Source organism: Mesorhizobium zhangyense, assembly GCF_011045115.1.
Taxonomy (GTDB): domain Bacteria; phylum Pseudomonadota; class Alphaproteobacteria; order Rhizobiales; family Rhizobiaceae; genus Mesorhizobium_M; species Mesorhizobium_M zhangyense.
Genome location: NZ_JAAKZG010000002.1, coordinates 311,942 through 331,439, shown reverse-complemented (window position 1 = coordinate 331,439; position 19,498 = coordinate 311,942). Strand labels below are relative to the sequence as shown.

The 19,498-nt window shown below is 60.7% G+C and carries 22 protein-coding genes; 6 read left to right on the top strand and 16 right to left on the bottom strand.

Going from position 1 to position 19,498, the window contains the following annotated elements:
• Positions 1-1,178 precede the first annotated feature (1,178 nt).
• Together G6N74_RS05155 and rnhB are read left to right on the top strand one after the other, a co-directional pair.
• A complete protein-coding gene (locus tag G6N74_RS05155) occupies positions 1,179-2,333 on the top strand; it encodes a PA0069 family radical SAM protein (RefSeq protein WP_119819420.1) in 1,155 nt (384 codons plus the stop codon).
• A 193-nt stretch (positions 2,334-2,526) separates the two neighbouring features.
• A complete protein-coding gene (gene rnhB / locus G6N74_RS05150) occupies positions 2,527-3,225 on the top strand; it encodes a ribonuclease HII (protein ID WP_165115063.1) in 699 nt (232 codons plus the stop codon).
• Between the two features lie 91 nt (positions 3,226-3,316).
• Here rnhB and G6N74_RS05145 read toward each other — a convergent pair whose 3' ends face one another.
• The 8 genes from G6N74_RS05145 to G6N74_RS05110 all read right to left on the bottom strand — a co-directional run bounded on the left by G6N74_RS05145 (position 3,317) and on the right by G6N74_RS05110 (position 9,898).
• Positions 3,317-3,796, bottom strand: coding sequence for a F0F1 ATP synthase subunit B (locus tag G6N74_RS05145; RefSeq protein WP_091918642.1), 480 nt, complete (start codon positions 3,794-3,796; stop codon positions 3,317-3,319).
• Positions 3,797-3,805: 9 nt separating this feature from the next.
• The gene (locus G6N74_RS05140; protein ID WP_165115061.1) at positions 3,806-4,387 is read right to left on the bottom strand and encodes a F0F1 ATP synthase subunit B; all 582 of its coding nucleotides are present in this window, start codon (positions 4,385-4,387) and stop codon (positions 3,806-3,808) included.
• A 65-nt stretch (positions 4,388-4,452) separates the two neighbouring features.
• Positions 4,453-4,677: a F0F1 ATP synthase subunit C gene (locus G6N74_RS05135; RefSeq protein ID WP_091918644.1), complete on the bottom strand. Its 225-nt coding sequence runs from the start codon at positions 4,675-4,677 to the stop codon at positions 4,453-4,455.
• Positions 4,678-4,749: 72 nt separating this feature from the next.
• Positions 4,750-5,499, bottom strand: coding sequence for a F0F1 ATP synthase subunit A (locus G6N74_RS05130; protein ID WP_165115059.1), 750 nt, complete (start codon positions 5,497-5,499; stop codon positions 4,750-4,752).
• A 36-nt stretch (positions 5,500-5,535) separates the two neighbouring features.
• A complete protein-coding gene (locus G6N74_RS05125; protein ID WP_312857843.1) occupies positions 5,536-5,946 on the bottom strand; it encodes an AtpZ/AtpI family protein in 411 nt (136 codons plus the stop codon).
• Positions 5,947-6,200: 254 nt separating this feature from the next.
• Entirely contained in the window at positions 6,201-7,388 is a 1,188-nt protein-coding gene (locus tag G6N74_RS05120) for a cell wall hydrolase (protein WP_376767682.1), read from the bottom strand.
• A gap of 404 nt (positions 7,389-7,792) precedes the next feature.
• Complete coding sequence (gene der, locus G6N74_RS05115) at positions 7,793-9,223, bottom strand: ribosome biogenesis GTPase Der (protein WP_165115055.1); 1,431 nt, start codon at positions 9,221-9,223, stop codon at positions 7,793-7,795.
• Between the two features lie 9 nt (positions 9,224-9,232).
• Positions 9,233-9,898, bottom strand: coding sequence for a tetratricopeptide repeat protein (locus tag G6N74_RS05110; protein WP_165115053.1), 666 nt, complete (start codon positions 9,896-9,898; stop codon positions 9,233-9,235).
• A 219-nt stretch (positions 9,899-10,117) separates the two neighbouring features.
• On the opposite strand from G6N74_RS05110, the gene G6N74_RS05105 reads away from it, so the two are divergent.
• Positions 10,118-11,131: a polysaccharide deacetylase family protein gene (locus G6N74_RS05105; protein ID WP_165115051.1), complete on the top strand. Its 1,014-nt coding sequence runs from the start codon at positions 10,118-10,120 to the stop codon at positions 11,129-11,131.
• Between the two features lie 149 nt (positions 11,132-11,280).
• Here G6N74_RS05105 and sbmA read toward each other — a convergent pair whose 3' ends face one another.
• The gene (gene sbmA / locus G6N74_RS05100; protein ID WP_165115049.1) at positions 11,281-12,555 is read right to left on the bottom strand and encodes a peptide antibiotic transporter SbmA; all 1,275 of its coding nucleotides are present in this window, start codon (positions 12,553-12,555) and stop codon (positions 11,281-11,283) included.
• A gap of 122 nt (positions 12,556-12,677) precedes the next feature.
• Complete coding sequence (locus G6N74_RS05095) at positions 12,678-13,844, bottom strand: YbfB/YjiJ family MFS transporter (protein WP_246245651.1); 1,167 nt, start codon at positions 13,842-13,844, stop codon at positions 12,678-12,680.
• Positions 13,845-13,974: 130 nt separating this feature from the next.
• On the opposite strand from G6N74_RS05095, the gene G6N74_RS05090 reads away from it, so the two are divergent.
• A complete protein-coding gene (locus G6N74_RS05090; protein ID WP_165115047.1) occupies positions 13,975-14,382 on the top strand; it encodes an MAPEG family protein in 408 nt (135 codons plus the stop codon).
• Here G6N74_RS05090 and G6N74_RS05085 read toward each other — a convergent pair.
• Positions 14,379-14,582 carry a hypothetical protein gene (locus G6N74_RS05085; protein WP_165115045.1) on the bottom strand — a complete coding sequence of 68 codons (204 nt, stop codon included), beginning with the start codon at positions 14,580-14,582 and terminating at the stop codon, positions 14,379-14,381. The two genes, G6N74_RS05090 and G6N74_RS05085, sit on opposite strands and share 4 nt — an antisense overlap.
• Before the next feature lie 99 nt (positions 14,583-14,681).
• Between G6N74_RS05085 and G6N74_RS05080 the strand changes: the two genes are divergently transcribed.
• The gene (locus G6N74_RS05080) at positions 14,682-15,632 is read left to right on the top strand and encodes a LysR substrate-binding domain-containing protein (protein ID WP_205826536.1); all 951 of its coding nucleotides are present in this window, start codon (positions 14,682-14,684) and stop codon (positions 15,630-15,632) included.
• Between the two features lie 33 nt (positions 15,633-15,665).
• Positions 15,666-16,919 (top strand): aminopeptidase, encoded by a 1,254-nt coding sequence (locus G6N74_RS05075; protein ID WP_165115043.1) that lies wholly within the window; start codon positions 15,666-15,668, stop codon positions 16,917-16,919.
• A gap of 68 nt (positions 16,920-16,987) precedes the next feature.
• Here the strand turns inward: G6N74_RS05075 and G6N74_RS05070 are convergent, their stop codons facing one another.
• The 5 genes from G6N74_RS05070 to G6N74_RS05050 form a co-directional block, all read right to left on the bottom strand.
• Positions 16,988-17,341 carry an ArsC family reductase gene (locus tag G6N74_RS05070; protein ID WP_165115041.1) on the bottom strand — a complete coding sequence of 118 codons (354 nt, stop codon included), beginning with the start codon at positions 17,339-17,341 and terminating at the stop codon, positions 16,988-16,990.
• A gap of 35 nt (positions 17,342-17,376) precedes the next feature.
• Positions 17,377-17,955: a 2'-5' RNA ligase family protein gene (locus tag G6N74_RS05065; protein WP_165115039.1), complete on the bottom strand. Its 579-nt coding sequence runs from the start codon at positions 17,953-17,955 to the stop codon at positions 17,377-17,379.
• A gap of 125 nt (positions 17,956-18,080) precedes the next feature.
• Entirely contained in the window at positions 18,081-18,494 is a 414-nt protein-coding gene (locus tag G6N74_RS05060) for a GFA family protein (RefSeq protein WP_165115037.1), read from the bottom strand.
• 116 nt (positions 18,495-18,610) lie between these two features.
• Positions 18,611-19,093, bottom strand: coding sequence for an SRPBCC family protein (locus G6N74_RS05055; protein ID WP_165115035.1), 483 nt, complete (start codon positions 19,091-19,093; stop codon positions 18,611-18,613).
• On the bottom strand, positions 19,090-19,419 hold the full coding sequence (locus tag G6N74_RS05050) for an ArsR/SmtB family transcription factor (RefSeq protein WP_165115033.1): 330 nt from the start codon (positions 19,417-19,419) through the stop codon (positions 19,090-19,092). Before G6N74_RS05050 ends, G6N74_RS05055 begins: the two co-directional genes overlap by 4 nt.
• Positions 19,420-19,498: the final 79 nt, after the last annotated feature.

Sequence of the window (19,498 nt, the reverse complement as noted above, 5' to 3'; positions counted from 1 at the left end):
TTGGTCGCAGCGTCGTCAGGCGCGGCCCTGATGTCGACGCGTTCGGCACCGCCGAAGCTCTCCGCCGTTCCGGCATGGATCCCGGGTCTCCGCATTCGCTCCGCTCATGCTCCGCCCGGGATGACGAAGGAAGCGGTGGTGCCGCAAATCGCAAACGTTATTGCTGGCCGTAAACGTGAACATCGCAAAATGCTGGCGCATCGAGTGGAAAGGCGGCGAACACTACCGCAGGCATAACCCTTGCACCCGCATACATGACTGCCGCGCACCAGCGTTGACGATCAGCACGAGCCAAACATGCAGTTCGTCATCCCGGGCGGAGCATGAGCGAAGCACATGCGGAGACCCGGGATCCATGCCGGACATCTGTGAAGATCACTGCGGTGCAGAACCATCGAAGGTGAAGCTTGCGAAGTGGAGGAAAGATTTCAGTCCGATTTTCTGCCAACCCATTGTTTTCGCTCACCCCACACATTTTTTCACGCCCGATTTATCCCCACCCTTTCCGCCTTCATCCATAATCCCTTCATCGCTCCTGCGGGACCGGGTCTGGAACCGGGATCAAGGGGGAGTGGCGGTGACCTCCCGCCCTGGTGTGGTAGCCAGGGCTCCGAGGGCCCGACACAGGCCGGCGTCCTGCGGCCGCATGCCCTGGCTGGAAACTTCAGGCGAAAGCCTGCGGCGGAAGGATCAAGGGTAGATCGCGCAGGATGCGGAGAACCCGCGGCGTCTTGTCCATGGAATGTACATGGAGCGGGCGTTGTGACCGGCCGACTTCGGGACAGATACCGAGACGGGCGGTCGAGAGATCGCAGAAAAATACAAAAGATGAGCGAGATTTCAGCCGCCCGTCTTTCCCGGCTCTTTGACAATGGCCAGACTGCGATGCAGGGCGTGGCGATGATGAAGCGCGTCTCTCCTTCTCCCCTTGTGGGAGAAGGTGGCCGACCCGAAGGGGAGGTCGGATGAGGGGTGTTGGACGGAGCGCAGGCGCTGGAGTTTCTTCCAGCACCCCTCATCCGTCTTGGCGCTGCGCGCCAATCCACCTTCTCCCACAAGGGGAGAAGGAAAGGGACCTAATTCACAAAGTTCTTGCTTTGTTCTCATTTTCAAAATAGGAATAGTTTCATGAACGGCGCGATTCGCGCCCCCGCAAAACCCGGTTGGAGAACAGCGGAATGGAACCGATTGCACGCGCAGATGTTGCGGCTTTCAGGAACGGAGGTTCCGCGATGGCCAATGCGATGATCGAGGAAAGCGGCATCCGAATTCACGACGAACGCCGTCGTGGCCGCGCTGCCGGCATCAATCCGACCGGCCGGTTCGAGCCGGTGACGCGTCATGTCTTCGACGATGGCTGGAACAGTTTTGAGGAACTGCCCCCCTTCAAGACTGAAGTGCAGACCGAAAAGCCGCGCACCATCATCACCCGCAATACGTCGCCGGACATCTCCTTCGACCGTTCGATCAATCCCTATCGCGGCTGCGAGCATGGCTGCGTCTATTGCTTCGCCCGGCCGACCCACAGCTATATGGGCATGTCGCCGGGGCTCGATTTCGAATCCAAGCTGTTCGCCAAGCCGGACGCTGCCAAGCTGCTGGACAAGGAGCTTTCCAAGGAGGGCTATCAGGCACGCACCATCGCCATCGGCACCAACACCGACCCTTATCAGCCGATTGAAAAGCAGTGGCGCATCATGCGCGAAATACTTGAGGTGCTGGAAGCGCGCAGCCATCCTGTCGGCATCGTCACCAAGTCGGCGCTGGTCACGCGCGACATCGACATCCTGTCGCGGATGGCCGAGCGCGGACTGGCCAAGGTGGCATTGTCGGTGACGACGCTGGACAGGATGCTTGCCCGCACCATGGAGCCGCGCGCGTCCACGCCGACCAAGCGTCTGGAAGCCATTCGCCAGTTGAGCGATGCCGGCATTCCGGTCGGCGTGATGGCAGCCCCCATCATTCCCGGTCTCAACGACCAGGAGATCGAGCGCATTCTCGACTCGGCCCGTGCGGCCGGCGCGCGCGAGGCGGGCTATGTCATCCTGCGCCTGCCGCTGGAGGTCAGCCCGATCTTCAAGGACTGGCTGCTGCGCCACTATCCCGATCGCTACCGGCACGTCATGTCCCTCATTCGCTCCATGCGCGACGGCAAGGATTACGATGCCGAGTGGGGCAAGCGCATGAAAGGCACCGGTCCCTATGCCTGGCAGATCGGCCGCCGCTTCGAAATCACCGCGCGCAAGCTCGGCCTCAATGTCGAAAGGAAGCAGCTGCGCACCGACCTCTTCGTCGGCGTCGAAAAGAAGAACGAACAGCTGATGCTGCTTTAGCAGCAGCGCTACCAAGGTTTGTGAAATTCAGGTCAAGCCGAGCCATCACTTGCAGGCCGGCATCACCCGAATATCGATAAACCGAAAATCCCGTCCGGCTTTTCCCCGACTGCCGACGGTACCTTCCCTGCCCCCGCCCCTCGGCTCGGAAGGACTTGCGGGGAATCGGGGCCGATGCGACCATCGCCGCACCATGGCTCGCGCACGCTCCGATTCTCCGCCCCTCTTCGAAATCCTCGAACGACCCGACTTTTCCGTCGAGACACGAGCGATCGCGCGCGGCCAATGGCCGGTCGCAGGAATGGACGAAGCCGGCCGCGGCCCGCTTGCCGGGCCGGTGGTCGCGGCGGCCGTCGTGCTCGACCCGAAGCGTATCCCGGCAGGGCTCGACGATTCCAAGCGGCTCACCGGCGTTCAGCGCGAAGAGCTTTTTTCGGAAATCCTCGCCACCGCTCTCGGCGTCTCGATGGCCTCGGTCTGTGCGGAAGGCATCGACCGCAGCGATATCCGCAAGGCGAGCCTGGAAGCCATGCGGCGTTCCTTGTGCGGCCTGCCGCTGGCGCCGAAACTGGCGCTTGCCGATGGCCGCGACGTGCCGCCCGGCCTGCCCTGCGATTGCGAAGCGCTGGTCAAGGGCGACCAGCGCTCGCAGTCGATCGCTGCGGCTTCGATCGTCGCCAAGGTCATGCGTGACCGCATGATGACCGGCTGCGGCCAGACCGACACACGCTACGGCTTCGAAATCCATATGGGCTACGCGACTGCGCGCCATCGCGCGGCTATCGACATCCACGGCGCGGTTGCGCGCTGGCACCGCGTCTCGTTTGCGCCATTCCGGCTTGCTGAAGAGCTGCAGGCTGGCGCTGCCAACGACGACGAACTCGCGCTCTGATGGCCCCTACGCCACTCAAGAAAAAAGCCGCCGGAATTTCCAGCGACTTTTCTAATCTTTGAATTTCCCGGCCGAAGCCTGAAGTCAAAACTCAGTTGAGCTTCGACTTCACTTCCTGCAGCGACGCCTTGAAGATGTCGCCGTCGGCCTTTGTATCTACCTTGCCGGCGAGCAGCGCCCGCGCGGCCTCGACCGCCAGATCGACGGCGCTCGAACGCACCTCGTTGACGGCGTCGCGCTCGGCCTGGCCGATCTTCTGCTCGGCAAGAGCGGTGCGGCGGGTAACGTAGTCTTCGGTCTTCTTCTGCGCTTCGGCGACCAGAAGTTCGGCCTCGCGCTTGGCGGCTTCAACGATCTCGGCAGCTTCCTTCTCGGCTTCCTTCCGCTTGCGCTGGAATTCGGCGAGAAGCTGCTGGGATTCCTCGCGCAGCCGGCGGGCTTCTTCGAGTTCGTCGCTGATGCGCTTGGCGCGCTCATCCAGCGACTTGCCGATCACGCCCGGCACCTTCAGGTAGAAGACGACGGCGAGGAAGATAACGAGGGCTACTGTTGCCCAAAATGTTGCGTCCATGGCCCTCTCCTACTCCCGAACCGCTTTCACGGCGGCAGCGACGGCAGCCTTATCGGCCTTGCCGCCGATCAGTTCCTGGACAATGGCAGCTGCCGTGTCCTCGGCGATCGTGCCGACTTCCTTCATGGCAGACGTCTTGATCGAGGCAATGTGCGCTTCGGCTTCACCGAGCTTCTGCTCGAGTGCTGCTTCAACCTTCTTGCGCTCGACGTCGGCGTCGGCCTTGGCACTGTCGCGCGCCTGCTGGCCGATGGTGTTGGCTTTGGCCTTGGCTTCAGCCAGTTCCTGCTCGTAAGCAGCAACTGCCGCATCCGCCTCGCTTTTCATCAAGGCAGCCTGGTCCAGATCCTGCGCGATACGATCGCGACGGACTTCCAGGATGCCGCCGATGCGTGGCAGGACGACCTTTTTCAAAAACAGGTAAAACAGGCCGAACGTGATGGCCAGCCACAGGATCTGCGACGCAAAGGTCGAAGAATCGAATGGCGGAAACGACGGCTTGCCGCCAGCTTCATGGCCCGCACCGGTCTCGGTGTGGGTTTCACCTTCAGCGGGGGCAGCTTCCTGCGCGTATCCCGGTGTCACAAACATCTGCTTCCCCTGTCCAGACAAACCGGCCGCACTGCGCGGCCGGCAGTATCATCGCTTCGCAACTCTTATGTGAAGAGGAGCAGAAGAGCGACGAGGAGCGAGAAGATGCCCAGAGCTTCGGTCACGGCGAAGCCGAAAATCAGGCGGCCGAACTGACCGTCGGCAGCCGACGGATTGCGCAGTGCGCCCGCCAGGTAGTTGCCGAAAATCGTGCCGAGGCCGATGCCTGCGCCACCCATGCCGAGGCAGGCGATGCCTGCGCCGATTGCCTTTGCTGCGTCTACTTCCATGTCCAACTCCTTGTGGATCGTAATTCAGTCAATGCTTTCGTTTGGCGGAAGGAACCCGCCGGCGACAGTTTCCTAGTGGCTCGGGTGCAGAGCGTCGTTGAGGTACATGCAGGTCAGCACCGCAAAGACATAGGCCTGCAGGAAGGCCACGAGAAATTCGAGGGCGGTGATCGCAACCGTCATGGCGAGCGGCAGGATCGAGCCGGCGACGCCGACCGCGCCAAGCGTGCTCAGCGAGGCGACGAAGCCAGCGAAAACCTTGAGCGTGATGTGTCCGGCCAGCATGTTGGCGAACAGACGAACAGAAAGGCTGATCGGCCGCGACAGGAACGAGATAACCTCGATGAGCACAACCAGCGGCACCAGAATGCCCGGCACGCCCTGCGGGACGAAGAGTTTGAAGAAGCTGAAACCATGCTTCATGATGCCGTAGACAACCACGGTTCCGATCACCAGCAGCGCCAGCATGAAGGTGACGATGATGTGGCTGGTGATGGTGAAGAAGTAAGGGAACAGGCCGAGCAGGTTCGCGACGAGCACGAACATGAACAGCGAGAACACCATGGGGAAGAACTTCATCCCCTGCGAGCCCGCCGCATCTCGCAGCATGGATGCCACGAATTCGTAGGACATTTCCGAGATCGACTGAAGCCGGCCTGGGATCAGGCCGCGGCTCGACGTCGTCAGGAACAGGAACAGGCCGGCGGCAGCGACAGTCGCAACCATGAAGGCGGACGAATTGGTGAAGGAGAAATCGAGACCGCCGATTTCGATCGGAATCCATTTCGTGATGTGAAACTGATGGATCGGATCGTTGGCCACCTGGACCCCCTCGGCAAGAAGCGCCCGCAGGCGCGATTACGTAATGTCTCGGTCCTCGGGGCCTTTCTTCGGCACCCTCGGACCCGTATCTGCAACGACGCCCACGGAACGCAGGACATTGAGAACCCCGGCGCCAAATCCCAGGAGCAGGAAAATGATCAATCCCCATGGCGAAGTCCCCGCCATACGGTCGATCACCCAGCCTAGCCCGACACCAACCGCTATCCCCGCGATGAATTCGCTGGACAGCTTCAAGGCCTGACCATAGCCGGCAACACCGCTCGACTTAGCACCCTCTCGACTGGCGCTTCCATCCGGTCTTCTTGTCGCAAGAGATGCTTCAAGCTGACGCCGGCGGCGCTCCAGGTCGTCGTCGCGGAATTCCGGTTCGTCTTGATCTCCAGGCCCGGTTTTTCCGGTTTCGTCTGGCCTTTTCGTGTTGGCCACCGCAACCCCCTGCCTGGATAGAACAGCACCGTCCATCCGCTTCAAAGTCGCCGGCAACATAGTTAGCGGGGCCATCCCCGTCAAGCCACGGAGTGGGTGGTCAAACCATGTATTTTACGAAGGAAAATCAATAGCTTAAAAAAGTGCGACAACCTGCCCGACATATATCGCGCATCATGGCGCGCGAATCCGCGGGGAATCCCCTCCGCAGGCTACCCGGCTCAGGCCGCAGACAGGAGGCTGGCTTACGACAATCAGCTCCAGCCGCCGCCATAGGTGCGGTAGAAAATATGAAGACCGATTTTCTTCATCTTCTCCATCGTCCGCGCCCAGCGCGGGCTCACATATTCCGCGTAATAATGCGTGGAGGAGGCAACCTCGGGAATGAAGATCTTTCCGGCCGTGACCGCCATGGCGATATCTTCGGCGATCTTGTAGTGCTCGCGGCTGGTCACGACCTTCTTCCTGCCGTCACAGGCAAAGGAGAACTGGCAGCGGTTGAGCCAGTTGTCGTTCTGGTAGACGACGCCGCAGATCGTGCTGGGATAGGCGGGGTTGCGGACGCGGTTCAGGATGACCTGGGCGACAGCCGCCTGCCCTTTCAGGCTTTCGCCGCGCGCTTCGAAATAAATGGCCGTGGCCAGGCACTTCTGCTCGGGCTTGGAGAATACGCTCGCCGGCAGCGGCTTGCTCATCCAATTGTGGTCCCCCTCCGATACCGGCGGAATGAAGCGGCCGTCATTCGGCGTTTCATCCTTGAGCAGGCTCTCGAAGGGAGAGGACTTGGCGTAGTCGGGCTCGGCGGGGGCATAAGCCGTAGCCAGAATGTCGGGCGTGTCGTTGTTGACGAGATCGGCGAGCATGGCGGGAACGCCCGGCGCCACCTTCTTGTCTTCCTTGACGTAGAAGGCGGTCGCGATCTGGATTTCCTTGCCCTTGATCGTCGATTTGACGAAGGCCTGCTTCAGGCCGGCATCGAATTCCGGGAGAATGAGAGAACTGGTGCGATCCAGCACCGAGCCGGCATTGAACGCCTTGGGCGGGGCGACCGGCGTGACATTGACGATGCGCCCTTTCTTCTCGCTGCGATTGATGCGCTGTTCGTCCGGCACTTCATTGGCGGCAGCACCCTTGCCCTTGAAGGCAACGGAGCCGATGCCAGGCGCGTTGACGCCCGAACCGGAGATGGAACCTGTGGGCATGTTTGCGTCCGCAAAGGGCATCTCGGCCGCATGCACGGAACCGGCTACCGACGTCTGGACGAAGGCGTTCCAGCGCGTATCCGACGTCTCGACACCGGACACCAGGCTGCGCATGTCCTGATAGGCCACCGTGGTCGGAAATCCGACCCAGATACCCAATCCGACAACAAGGGGAGGCAGGAACGAACGCTTTTTCAGATTGGCAACAACCATCTGCAGCGTCGGTAGACGTCGATGCACAGAAACTCTCCAGAACGCAACAGAAACCCTCTGGAGAGAAAATCGTCTATTAACCTTGATGCATGGTTAACGACCGCCGCCAATATTCGACGACGAGCCTGGATCGGGTGCGGCAGATCGCTCATTCATGGATTTGCGCGATTGCACGCGACGATGATATGGGATGGTCGCCCTTAACCAAGCCGGGAGGCAAGACCTGGCGAGGGGAAAAGCTGGGGCTCCGAAAGGAGCAGAAGGGCTTCTCCCGCCTTCCCAGCACCAGCCAACATCTTACTTTGCAAGCCGATACAGACCTGCGCGTTAAAGCGCGTCGCGATCTTTCAGATTCGCTTCTCGCGCTTTAAGTCTTTGTTTTTGCGCATGTCGTTATCGCAAAACCGCTGCACACTTTTTCGCGACATGCGCTAGCTGCGCTTCTTCGCACGCCCGGCAAAGGGGTTTTCGGAAGCGCGGAGCGCCATGCGGATCGGCACGCCGGGCATGTCGAAGGATTCCCGCAGGCTGTTGACGAGATAGCGCACATAGGACTGTGGCATGGAGTCCGGCCGCGTGCAGGACAACACAAAGCCCGGTGGGCGCGTCTTGGCCTGCGTGATGTATTTGATCTTGAGGCGGCGGCCGGCGACGGCGGGCGGCGGGTGATGGGCGAGGATGCCTTCCAGCCAGCGATTGAGACGTCCGGTCGAAATACGGCTGTTCCAGACCTTGTGGGTCTTGAGAACCGCGTCCATCAGCTTGTCGAGACCCCGGCCCGTTTCAGCCGAGATCGGCACCGCCTGAAGTCCGCGCACCTGCGGCAGAAGCCGCGTGGTTTTTTCGCGCAGCTCGGCAAGCGTTTCCTGCGGGTTCTCGATCATGTCCCATTTGTTGAACGCGATCACCAGCGCCCTGCCCTCGCGGATGATCAGGTCGGCGATCTGGAGATCCTGCTTCTCGAAGGGAATGGTCGCATCGAACACGACGACCACGACTTCGGCAAAGCGGATGGCGCGAAGCCCGTCGGCAACGGAAAGTTTTTCGAGCTTTTCCTGCACCCTGGCCTTGCGGCGCATGCCGGCCGTATCGAACAGCTTGATGAGACGGCCGCGCCATTCCCAGTCGACCGAAATCGAATCACGAGTGATGCCGGCCTCGGGGCCGGTCAGCAGCCGCTCCTCGTCGATGAGCGCATTGATCAGCGTCGACTTGCCGGCATTCGGGCGGCCGACGACGGCAATGCGCATCGGCTTGGTGTCGTCATATTCGTGCTCGGCGTCCGGGTCGGCAATATCCTCGCCAACCAGCACCTCGGTCACGGCGATTTCGTCCTCGTCCTCTTCGTCCTCGCCGAAGACGCGGGCATGGCCGAGAGCGTCAACGACAGCGTCCCGAAGATCCGGCAGGCCCTGCCCGTGCTCAGCCGAAATCGGGATCGGCTCGCCGAGCCCGACTTCCCAGGCTTCCAGCATGCCGCCTTGCGAGCCGCGCGCTTCCGATTTGTTGGCGACCAGCACCACCGGCTTGCCCGCGCGGCGGACGATGTCGGCAAACGCCTTGTCGTCCGGCATAAGGCCGGATTTCGAATCGACGACGAAAAAGATGAGGTCCGCCTCTTGGATGGCGATCTCGGTCTGTGCCCGCATGCGGCCCTGGAGCGTGGCGGGTGCAGCCGTCTCGAAGCCGGCCGTATCGATCACGTCGAAATGGAGATCGTAGAGTTTTGCCGCATGCACGCGGCGGTCGCGCGTTACGCCCGGCGTATCATCGACCAGTGCCAGCTTCTTGCCGACGAGGCGGTTGAAAAGCGTAGACTTTCCGACGTTAGGCCGGCCGATGATTGCGACTTTGAATGTCATCTCTCAGCATCACGACGCAGCGCCCGAACCGCGGATCAGTTCGGACATGAGGGTGGCACGTTCGCGTGCGTTGCGCGGCGCGCCGTCGTCGGATGAAATCTGCTCGAAAAGCTTCAGCGCGTCGCCGGCCTTGCCTTCCTTCCAGGCGGAAAGGCCGAGTGCCTCGCGTGCAGCGTGGCGCAATGTGTTGGTGTCGGCGGTCAGGTCTTCGACGCGCTTGGAGACGTCTTCATAAGAGCCGTGATCGACCAGCACCAGGCCGGCGCGCAGGCGGGCCATGTCGCGGATCGGGGCGGGAATGGCAGTGTCTGCCGCAACCGCGTCGAACGCCTTCACTGCGCTGTCGAAATCACCCTTGTCGACGAGCACGGTGGCCGAGCGCATGCGCGCCAGCACCGGATAGGCGCCGTAGCCTTCCGTCTCCAATGCCTTCAGCGCTGCCAGCGCCTCGTCGGGCTTGCCGGAATTGGCGAGCGTCAATGCCTGCGAGAATTCGTCGCCGGAACGGTTTGCCTGGTTTCCGGTCCAATATTCGTAGGCCACGAAAAGTGCCGTGCCGAGAACGACCAGAACCGCAAGCACGATCAGTGCGGGGCCAAAACGCTCCCACAGATCCCTTGCCCGCTGCTGGCGGATCTCCTCATTAACTTCGCGGAAGAAACTGTCGTCCGACATTCAATCTAACCATGTTTGCCCGCTTGGGGCTGTTGTGAGCCAGCGTTTTAGCGATATTTCGCCGGCATGGAAGGGGCGCGAGGCCAAAAATCAAAGAAACCGGCTTGTGACCAACGCCAGAACCCGCCGCGCCGGGACTTCGGCTACCGCTTTGTCCGCATCCGTGCCATATTCGGCGCATAGCCCTCCAAGCTGATCCCATCATTTTAGAATTGTATCATGTCTGTAGCCTTCCGCGTTTGTTTGCTTGCCAGCGTTTCCCTTTCCCTCGCAATGCCCGCTTCGGCAAAGCCTGCGGACGCACCCGCTTCAGTGAAGCCGCAATATGTCATCATCTCCTTCGACGGCGCGCACGAACTGGCGCAGTGGCAGCGCAGCCGCAACCTTGCCGCCCGCACCGGCGCCAGCTTCACCTATTTCCTGTCCTGCGTTTTCCTGCTGACTCGCGAAAACCGCAGCCAATACGTTGCTCCGGGCAAATCGGCCGGGCGTTCCAATGTCGGTTTCGCGCAATCCAAGGACGAAGTGCGCGCCCGGCTCGGCCAGATCTGGCTGGCACGCTCGGAAGGCCATGACATTGCCAGCCACGCCTGCGGCCATTTCGACGGCAAGGACTGGACCAAGGCGGACTGGCTGAAAGAATTTTCCGCCTTCTCGACGATTCTGCGCGACGCCTACACTATCAACGGCATCGCGGGCGAGCCGGAAGGCTGGCGGCGGTTTGCCGAAACCGGAATCAAGGGCTTCCGCGCGCCCTATCTTTCGACCAGCAAGAACCTTTACGCAGCCCTTGGCGAGGCCAATTTCTCATACGACGCCAGCAGCGTCTCTCGCGGCCCGGCTGAACCCGCCACGGTCAACGGCATTGCTCGCTTCGCCCTGCCGCAAATTCCGGAGGGGCCGAACAAGCGCCGCGTCATCGCCATGGACTACAATATGTTCGTGCGCCATTCCGGCGGCTTCGAGCGCGAGGACAAGGACGCCGCCTTCGAAAACCGCGCCTACGATGCCTTCAAGACTGCGTTCGACGGCGAATACAAAGGCGGCCGCATTCCGCTGGAAATGGGTTTTCACTTTACCCTGATGAATGGCGGCGCCTATTGGCGCGCGCTGGAGCGTTTTGCCGGCGAAGTCTGCGTGAAGGCCGACGTGAAATGCGTCAGCTATGCGCAGTATCTTGCCGAGGTCGGGCGGAAGCCCGACCCGCAACAGACATCCGCTCCCGGCGGCTGAGACCGTTTGGAAATTCTACCCTGCCGGTCATCTGACGCAGTTTTCTGCGCTTCCGGTGCTCACGTACCTTATGTACGCTCCCCTCCGGTTCTCAAAAACCACGCCATATGCCTCGGCAGGGCGAATTATCAAACAGTCTCTGAGCGCTTTTACTCCGCCACCGCTGCGTGCTCGCCGTGCTCGGCCGCTTTCTCCAGAAAGCGCTTGTCGATATCGGGCAGTTCCTCGCCTCGCAACGTCGCCTCGAAGGCACGCAGGCGCTTGTAGACCGATTGCAGCTCAACGATCGTCGACCATGAATTGATCAGGAACTGGAGCGACTGCGTCACCCGCCCGAAAGCGTTCGATATCTGGCTGAGTGCACCGAAGGTGATCTTGTGTGCGATGAATGAAGGAGCGAGGATGATGAAGGAGAATATGTTGTCCGCCTGCAGGTAGGTGAAGCGCACCACGTTGAAGTAGACGTAGTGGAAATAGAGGCGGAAATAATTTTTCCGCACGTTGTCAAACAGTGCGGCAGTCGTTGCGGGCTGGGCGCGGTCGTCATGATCCTCGCCGTAGACGAGTTCCTTGCGATAGGCAGCCTCGACGCGCTGGTTGCGGAACTGCAGCCCTGGGAGCTTGACGCCGGCAAGCATGATGGCAAGCGTTCCAAAGAGGCACCAGCCGATCGCAGCCACCACAAGCGGTTGCGGAACGACGCCGACGATTGGCAGCTCCGTGATATGCTGCTGCAAGGCGACCATAACCGGCAGGAAGGCGATCAGCGTCATGATCGACTCGACAAAGCTCGACCCCAGATCTTCCATGATCTGCGAGAAACGCATCGTGTCTTCCTGAATACGCTGTGAAGCACCCTCGATGTGACGCAACAGGCTCCAGCTTTCCACGAAATGGTTGTTCATCGCGGTGCGCCAGCGGAATATCCAATGGCTGACGATGAAAGCGTTGACGACTGAAACATTCATGCCGACCAACGCCAGCCAGGCAAAACTCGCCTGCCCCGCATAGAATTCACCAACAGTGGAGTTGGCCGTGCCAGCCATCAGGCCCTGAACATAGTCATAAAACGGGCCGTACCAGGTGTTGACCGCGACGCTGACCTCCACATTGAAATAGATGAGGAACAGGATGAAAGCGGTGACCAGAATAGACCAGTTCTGCCAGGGATGAGGGGAATACCAGTTCCAGAACAGGTAGAAGAGCGCGACGGCAACCGTGAAGTAGATGTAGAACCACAGAAATGGCTTGGACCAGAATACACTGATGCCGACGATGGGTGGCGTGCCGGGGGCAGCTGGCCCTAAGCCAAAATGCGCCCCGAATCGCGCGCCACCAAAAAACCACAACAGGATAAGGAACAGGCTCCACACAGTCGCCGAGGTGAAAAACAGCTTCGGCTTCGGGAAAAACGATACGAACACTTGAGCGATCTCCTTGTGGAGCGCGGAATGGCAGGGCTGCGATTCATCGGGGTGAAGTCGCAGTTCGGCGCCAAAGAGAGGAAGACCCTTTCTTCAGCGCCGTCTGCTGAGAAAGCCGACAATCATGGCAATTTTGGCGTTGGCCCGGCCGACCATGCTATGGCGCCGCAAAGCAGCAGCGCCAGTGCAGCGCCTATCGAAGGAACGGTGAAGCTGCCCGACCATTCGGCCGCGAAACCGGCAAAGATCGGCCCGATTATCTGGCCCACTCCGAAGGCCGCAGTCATAAGGGCGAGCACGCGGCGGGGTGCCTCGGGCGCAAGCAGCCTGCCGGCCTGAAGGCCGATCGCCGTGATTGCAATAAATGTGCCGCCGAGCAAAAAACCTGCCAGTAGAGGCCCGAAATAGCCGCCGATGCTGACACTGGCGATGACGCCGACAGCCTCGACGACGCAGCCAATGGCAAGCGCAACAGTGAGACCGTGCCGCACGGAAACCTTGTTCCAGAGCCAGATAGAAGGGATCGCTGCCAGGCCGGTGACCAGCCAGACGACGGCTTCGAATATGCGACCGGCCTCGCTTTGGCGCACGATGGCGACGAGGAAAGTGGCTGTCACCACATACCCGAAGCCGAATATGCCGTAAGCGACGATGATTTTCGCAAGAGGCAGGCTTTTGGGCAATTTCGACTCGCGGCGGGCGGTTCCGGTGACCAGAGGCCCCTCGTCGATGAGAAACCAGACGGCAAGAAAGCCCAGGGCCGACAGAACGGCTGAGCCGAGCCAGCCGTCAGGCCAGGCGGCATGCGCGCCGATAAGAACTGCCATCATTGCAGAGGAAATCGCGATGCCCGTGCCGACGCCGCCGAAGTGCAGCGCCTGAAGATCGTTGCGCCCTGCCAGAGCAAGATGGCTGAAGACGATGGTCGAGACGAACACCAGCACGAAGGCGCTGGCGATGCCGGCCAGGAAACGGATGGCCAGAAACAACGCAAGACTGTCGGTCAGCCCCATGCTTGCTGCGAGAACAGCAGTCGCGCCAAGCCCGACCAGCATCACGCTTCGCTCGCGCTCCTGCGCCCAGCCGCCGGCAGCCCCGACTGCGCCGATCAGATAGCCGACATAATTTGCCGAGGCGATCAGTCCGGCATCGGCCGCCGACAGGCCGAGTTCATCCATCATGCCGGGCAGGATCGGCGTGTAGACGAAACGGCCAAAACCCATGGCGACGGCCATGGCAATCATGCCGCCGAAGGCGAAGCGAAGCGGACGGAGCGACTCTGGTCTCATTGCGCCGGACCATATTCCCGTGCGCCTGCGACGCAATCCCAATCCGATGGGCCAGAGCCGACGTGGCAGACGTTTACCTTTCGAGCCACCGCGCTTACAGATTTTGCGCAATCGTGCGGAGGGGAAATTCGTGAACCAGACAGCAATCGCCACAGTCGGCATCTACACGGCGCTGAATGCCTTCATTCTTCTGTGGCTGGTCCTTGCGACGAGTTCGCTTCGCAATCGCTACAAGGTCTGGATCGGCGATGGCGGCGTGGAACATCTCGCCCGGATCATGCGCGGGCATGCCAATGCCGTCGAAAACATGCCGGTGATGCTCATCCTGCTCCTGATAGCGGCGCTTATCGGCACGCCCGTCTATGTGCTGCACTTACTGGGAGCGGCCTTCACGATCGGCAGGGCGATCCATGCGTGGCATTTCATTGTCGAGCGCGGCCAGCAGTGGCAGCGCTTCATCGGCTTTACGCTCAGCGCACTGGCGATACTCGTGACTGCGCTCGGCGTGCTGGCACACGCAATCTGGATACTGTTCTAGCCGCAGGTGCCGCAAGCAGCGCTGCGGTTGCGAAGCGACTGATAGCCGCGATTGAACGGCAGGTCGCCAAGCTCGCGCTCAGACATCGCTTCAAGCACCGGATGGGCCAGTGGGTCGCGGACCCAGACGGCGACATCGTCATGGGCGGGTTGGCCGGTAGCAGGTTCGAAAAGCGCCCGGACGAATGAGAGAAACTTCATCTCCATTTTCCTCATTTTGCATTTTCTGCCCCAAATTTACGCCAATGCTGCCGTTCAGCAATCGACATTTCCGCGCGACTGCTTTAGAAAAACTAAATCATGAATCTCAGCGGCGTCCATCTCAACGGGCTGCGCGCGGTCGAGGCCGTCGCGCGATGCGGGTCGCTCCTCAAGGCGGCCGAGGAGCTTGGCGTTTCGCCGAGCGCTGTCAGCCAGCAGATAAACCGGACGGAAAAGCAGATCGGCCGAACGCTGTTCGAGCGCAGGCAGTCGGGCCTCGTCCCGACCGAATTCGGCGCCGTTTTCACGGCGCGCCTGAGCAGCGGTTTTCGCGAACTGGCGCAGGCCGTGGCTTTGGCCGACGATCGCACGTCGAACACGCTGATCGTCTCGATGGCACCGGCAATCGCCGCGCGCTGGCTGGTGCCGCGCCTCAGTCGCTTCTTTTCACGGTTTCCGGAGATCCTCATCCGCATTGATGCCTCGACCCAGATCGCCGATCTCAACCGCTCGGATGTCGATCTGGGTATCCGGCTGGGCAAGGGCCGATGGCCGGGTGCGCGGGCAGAACTGCTGCTTCCGATGGAGATATTTCCGGTCTGCTCGCCGCATGTCGCCCGCAAGCTGAAATCCATTCCCGATCTTGCCAAGGTCTGGGAGATTCGCGACGAGAATTCGATGATCTCGTGGAACGACTGGTTCAAGGCTGCCGGCGCCGAGCCGGTCATACCCATCCAGGGAGCCAGTTTCACCGATCCGATCCTGTGCCTGGAGGCGGTGATCGCCGGCCAGGGCATCATGCTCGCATGGCAGTTTCTTGCAGCGGACGCGCTCGCCGACGGCCGGCTGGTCGCGCCGTTCGGCATCGCGGCACCGAGCGGGCTCGGTCATTACATCGTCACCGGCGAAGACAAGCGGGCAAGCCGCAAAGTCGATTGCTTTCGGAAATGGGTGCACGAAGAAGTGAGCGCAACCTTGGCGAATATGCAGTCGCCGCAGGTCCGGACGCTTGCCGGCAGAGGTGTTCAGCCATCGCTTTCGGAGCTATGAATCCTGCCAGACAGTCAAAGGAGCAGTTCTACCATGACCTCGCATATCAGCGCGATTGACGCTGCCATCGATCCCGTCAAACTCGACCGCCTGGCGGAAGTAGCCATCAAGATCGGCCTGCAATTGCAGCCCGGTCAGGACCTCGTCATGACGGCTCCGACTTCCGCACTTGGCTTCGTGCGCCGCATCGTCGAGCACGCCTACAAGGCGGGCGCCGGCATCGTGACGCCGATCTTCTCGGACGACGAGCTGACGCTGGCCCGCTATCGCCACGCGCCCGACGCCAGCTTCGACAAGGCCGACGGCTGGCTCTATGACGGCATGGCCAAGGCTTTCGCCGGCGGTGCTGCGCGGCTGGCGGTGCGCGGCGACAACCCGATGCTGCTTGCCTCGCAAGACCCGGCAAAGGTTTCGCGCGCCAACAAGGCCACCTCGATGGCTTACCGGCCGGCGCTGGAAAAGATCACCGGCTTCGACATCAACTGGAACATCGTCGCCTACCCGAACACCGCCTGGGCAAAGCTGGTGTTTCCCAACGACCAGGAAGATGTTGCCGTCGCCAAGCTGGCCGACGCGATCTTTTCTGCGTCGCGGGTGAATTCGGACGATCCGGTGAGCGCCTGGAAAGACCACAACGCAGCGCTTGCCCGCCGCACCGCCTGGCTGAACGGCAAGGCGTTCCATGCGCTGCATTACACAGGCCCCGGCACTGATCTTACCATCGGCCTTGCGGACGGCCACAAATGGAACGGCGGTGCCGAAACTGCGAAGAACGGCATCACCTGCAACCCGAACATCCCGACCGAGGAAGTCTTCACCACCCCGCATGCCCGGCGGGTCGAGGGTCACGTCAGCAGCACCAAGCCGCTTTCCTATCAAGGCACGCTGATCGACAACATTTCGGTGCGGTTCGAGGAAGGGTGCATCGTCGAGGCTAACGCTTCAAAGGGCGCGGATGTGCTCGGCAAGGTTCTCGACACGGACGAAGGCGCGCGCCGGCTGGGCGAAGTGGCGCTGGTGCCGCACTCCTCACCGATCTCGCAGAGTGGCCTCCTGTTCTACAACACGCTGTTCGACGAGAACGCCGCAAGCCACATCGCGCTCGGCCAGTGCTATTCCACCTGCTTCAACGACAGCAATCTGACACCGCAGGAAGTCGCCGCGCGCGGGGGCAATTCGAGCCTGATCCACATCGACTGGATGATCGGTTCCGGCAAGATCGACATCGACGGCGTCAACAAGGACGGCAGCACCGAACCGGTCATGCGCGCCGGCGAGTGGGCCTGAGCATTTTATCCAGATTGCACCGTGCGCTCCCGGGTGCGCGGTGCAATACCCCGCTGACATCGCAGCTGCTATTTTGCCGGAAACATTTCCGCGTAACGCTCCGGCTTGAAACCGACGAGCAATTTGCCGCCGACATCCAGCACAGGCCGCTTGACCATGGAGGGTTGAGCCAGCATCAGCGCCATCGCCTTTTCGGTGTCGAGGTCCTGCTTGTCGCCCTCGGCAAGCGCCCGGAACGTGGTGCCGGCGCGGTTCAACAGCACCTCCCAGCCGAGTTCCTTGCACCAACTGGCCAGCAGTGCGCGGTCAAGCCCCTCGGATTTGTAGTCGTGGAAGCGGTACGCGACGCCGTGACTTTCCAGCCATGTGCGGGCCTTCTTCATCGTGTCGCAGTTCTTGATGCCGTAGATGGTGACGGTCAATTCCAGCCCTCTTGATCCTGGTGCGCCAAGCCGTCTTACCCGCGCAAAGGCCATCTGCCGAGCGTTTCGTATTTGGTCTGGCCCAGTTTGCTGTGGATGAGAAAGAACTCATCCACCTCGAAGCTGATCGGCTTGATCGGACACAGCGGAACGGAAATTGGTGCATAGAACAGCGTCATATGCGGGTTGAACTCAAACCCCGCCTTGAGGCCGTACTTTCGCATCGCAACGGCAAGGCGCTGGTGAAGTTCGAATGTTGCGGGGTTTTCGCCGCCACAGAGCACACAAGGATACCTGCCCGGCCGGCCGGTGAAGGATAAGGCTCGATCCAAAGAAACTGTGAAAGGTTTGCTCGACACGGCCTCTGCCGCCCGGCATGCAGCCCAGATATATTTGCTCTTCAGGCGGGGAAAATCGCCGACATGCTGCAGCGAAACGTGCAAATGATCAGGGGGACGAAGTTGCGCGCTGATACCATACAAGCTCTTGATATAATTTCCGATTTTCTCGACTAGCGCCTTCGCCATTCCGCCCAGAAAGAAGGTGAAGAATACGCGGTCCGGCAGCCTCCGAAGCGGGATATTTTCCTCCATGAACGCAAATTGTTCCTGCATGGCACACCTCCCTGGAATGCCCTCACCCTTCTGGGTTGACAGATAGAACAAAACAAGAACATGCGCAACGAAAATGATTCGCGAATGTGCTTCGGACAACCATGCCCGCCAGATCAGGCTGCATTTCAGGTCGGCGGCATCCTGTCGAATTTCGGCAGAGCTGGATCAAGGTGGTCCCACGCGTGGCCGCCGGCAGTCCAGAAAACCATTTGCGGTTTGTATCGGTCTGGATCGTCGAGGCTCGCAGCGCTGACGATGAAAAGATCGGGCATGTCTGGAAACGTCATATAGACGGGTGACCCGCAAGTGGGGCAGAAGGCGCGCGCTTTGGCAGTTCCGCCATCGCCAACCATATTCCAATGGTTCGCTTCGCCCTGCACCTTCATGGGCGCACCCTTGAAAGTGAGGTGGGATTGGTGCCCGGTGCCGCTGTCATACTGGCACTGGCGACACTGACAATCGCTCATCACGATCGGTTCGGCAGAAATCTCATAACGGATCGCGCCGCAGGCGCACCCGCCGGTGTAAGGCTTGCTCACGTTTTTTTCTCCTGATGTGAAGTGGCCGAGCGAACTTCGCTCAGCGTTTGCCGTATTCGTCGTGGCGGCGCGACGAGACGCCGTGTTCGTTGCGCCCTCTGGGGGCGCGCTCGAGGTCAGTGCAATTTCTTCGAAGAAACCTGTTCTGCAGCCATGACATCCAGCTTTTGGAAGCACTTCGGCCAGCCTTGGCTCATATTGTTGAAAGCCGTGTCGTTCTTCGGCATGACGAAACCGGAGTGGATGAGGCGAAGACGCGTTCCGCTTTCGGCCCTGGACAGGATAAATGTGACGACTGTGTCCAGCCGCGAGCCGTATCCGACGTTTGCGTCATCTCCGCCCTTCCAGGCATAGGCGAGGCGTTCGTTCGGGACCACCTCCAGCACCTGGCAGCGGATGACACCGTCCCACCTGCCTGCCGGCGTCGTCTGAAACGTAAATTTCTTGCCCTCCACGGGCTCGAACCCCGTCGGCTCCATCATCCAGCGGGCGATCAGCTCGCCGGTTGTCAGCGCTTTCCAGATCGTCTGCGGCGCATGCGGGAAGACCTCGTCGACCACGATCTCTTGCGTGCCGGATTTCAATGCAGCGTCATTCATGGATCGATTTCCTTCAGCAATTCTCGGAGATCTGCAAAGCGCTCGCGCCAGAAGACGCCGTAATGGCTCATCCAGTCGGCCAGCGGGGCGAGGCCTTCCGGCTGGGCGCGATAGTAGACGTTCCGGCCCTCGGGACGGTCGGCAACCAGCCCCGCCTGCTTCAATGTCTTCAGGTGCTGGGAGATGGCGCCCTGCGTCACGCCACTCCCCCGGGTCAACTCAACCACGGTAATCTCTTCGGACCTGACGACCCGCTCGAACAAGGCTCGCCGGGTAGGATCGGCCAACGTGCGCAAGACAGTGTCGATGATTGCAGCTTCAGTCATGAAAAAAGATTAGTCTACGCTAATTGATTAGTCAAGCCTAATCGATTAAGCGAACCAAAACTTCGATTGCTGACGCAAT

Bases quoted from the DNA above. Each gene is read 5' to 3' on its own strand.
- G6N74_RS05050 (WP_165115033.1), bottom strand. From the start codon at position 19,419: ATGACTGAAGCTGCAATCATCGACACTGTCTTGCGCACGTTGGCCGAT.
- G6N74_RS05065 (WP_165115039.1), bottom strand. From the start codon at position 17,955: ATGCAGGAACAATTTGCGTTCATGGAGGAAAATATCCCGCTTCGGAGG.
- G6N74_RS05135 (WP_091918644.1), bottom strand. From the start codon at position 4,677: ATGGAAGTAGACGCAGCAAAGGCAATCGGCGCAGGCATCGCCTGCCTC.
- G6N74_RS05055 (WP_165115035.1), bottom strand. From the start codon at position 19,093: ATGAATGACGCTGCATTGAAATCCGGCACGCAAGAGATCGTGGTCGAC.
- G6N74_RS05140 (WP_165115061.1), bottom strand. From the start codon at position 4,387: ATGTTTGTGACACCGGGATACGCGCAGGAAGCTGCCCCCGCTGAAGGT.
- G6N74_RS05095 (WP_246245651.1), bottom strand. From the start codon at position 13,844: ATGAGACCAGAGTCGCTCCGTCCGCTTCGCTTCGCCTTCGGCGGCATG.
- der (WP_165115055.1), bottom strand. From the start codon at position 9,223: ATGACATTCAAAGTCGCAATCATCGGCCGGCCTAACGTCGGAAAGTCT.
- rnhB (WP_165115063.1), top strand. From the start codon at position 2,527: ATGGCTCGCGCACGCTCCGATTCTCCGCCCCTCTTCGAAATCCTCGAA.
- G6N74_RS05105 (WP_165115051.1), top strand. From the start codon at position 10,118: ATGTCTGTAGCCTTCCGCGTTTGTTTGCTTGCCAGCGTTTCCCTTTCC.
- G6N74_RS05110 (WP_165115053.1), bottom strand. From the start codon at position 9,898: ATGTCGGACGACAGTTTCTTCCGCGAAGTTAATGAGGAGATCCGCCAG.
- G6N74_RS05155 (WP_119819420.1), top strand. From the start codon at position 1,179: ATGGAACCGATTGCACGCGCAGATGTTGCGGCTTTCAGGAACGGAGGT.
- G6N74_RS05145 (WP_091918642.1), bottom strand. From the start codon at position 3,796: ATGGACGCAACATTTTGGGCAACAGTAGCCCTCGTTATCTTCCTCGCC.
- G6N74_RS05075 (WP_165115043.1), top strand. From the start codon at position 15,666: ATGACCTCGCATATCAGCGCGATTGACGCTGCCATCGATCCCGTCAAA.
- G6N74_RS05080 (WP_205826536.1), top strand. From the start codon at position 14,682: ATGAATCTCAGCGGCGTCCATCTCAACGGGCTGCGCGCGGTCGAGGCC.
- G6N74_RS05085 (WP_165115045.1), bottom strand. From the start codon at position 14,582: ATGAAGTTTCTCTCATTCGTCCGGGCGCTTTTCGAACCTGCTACCGGC.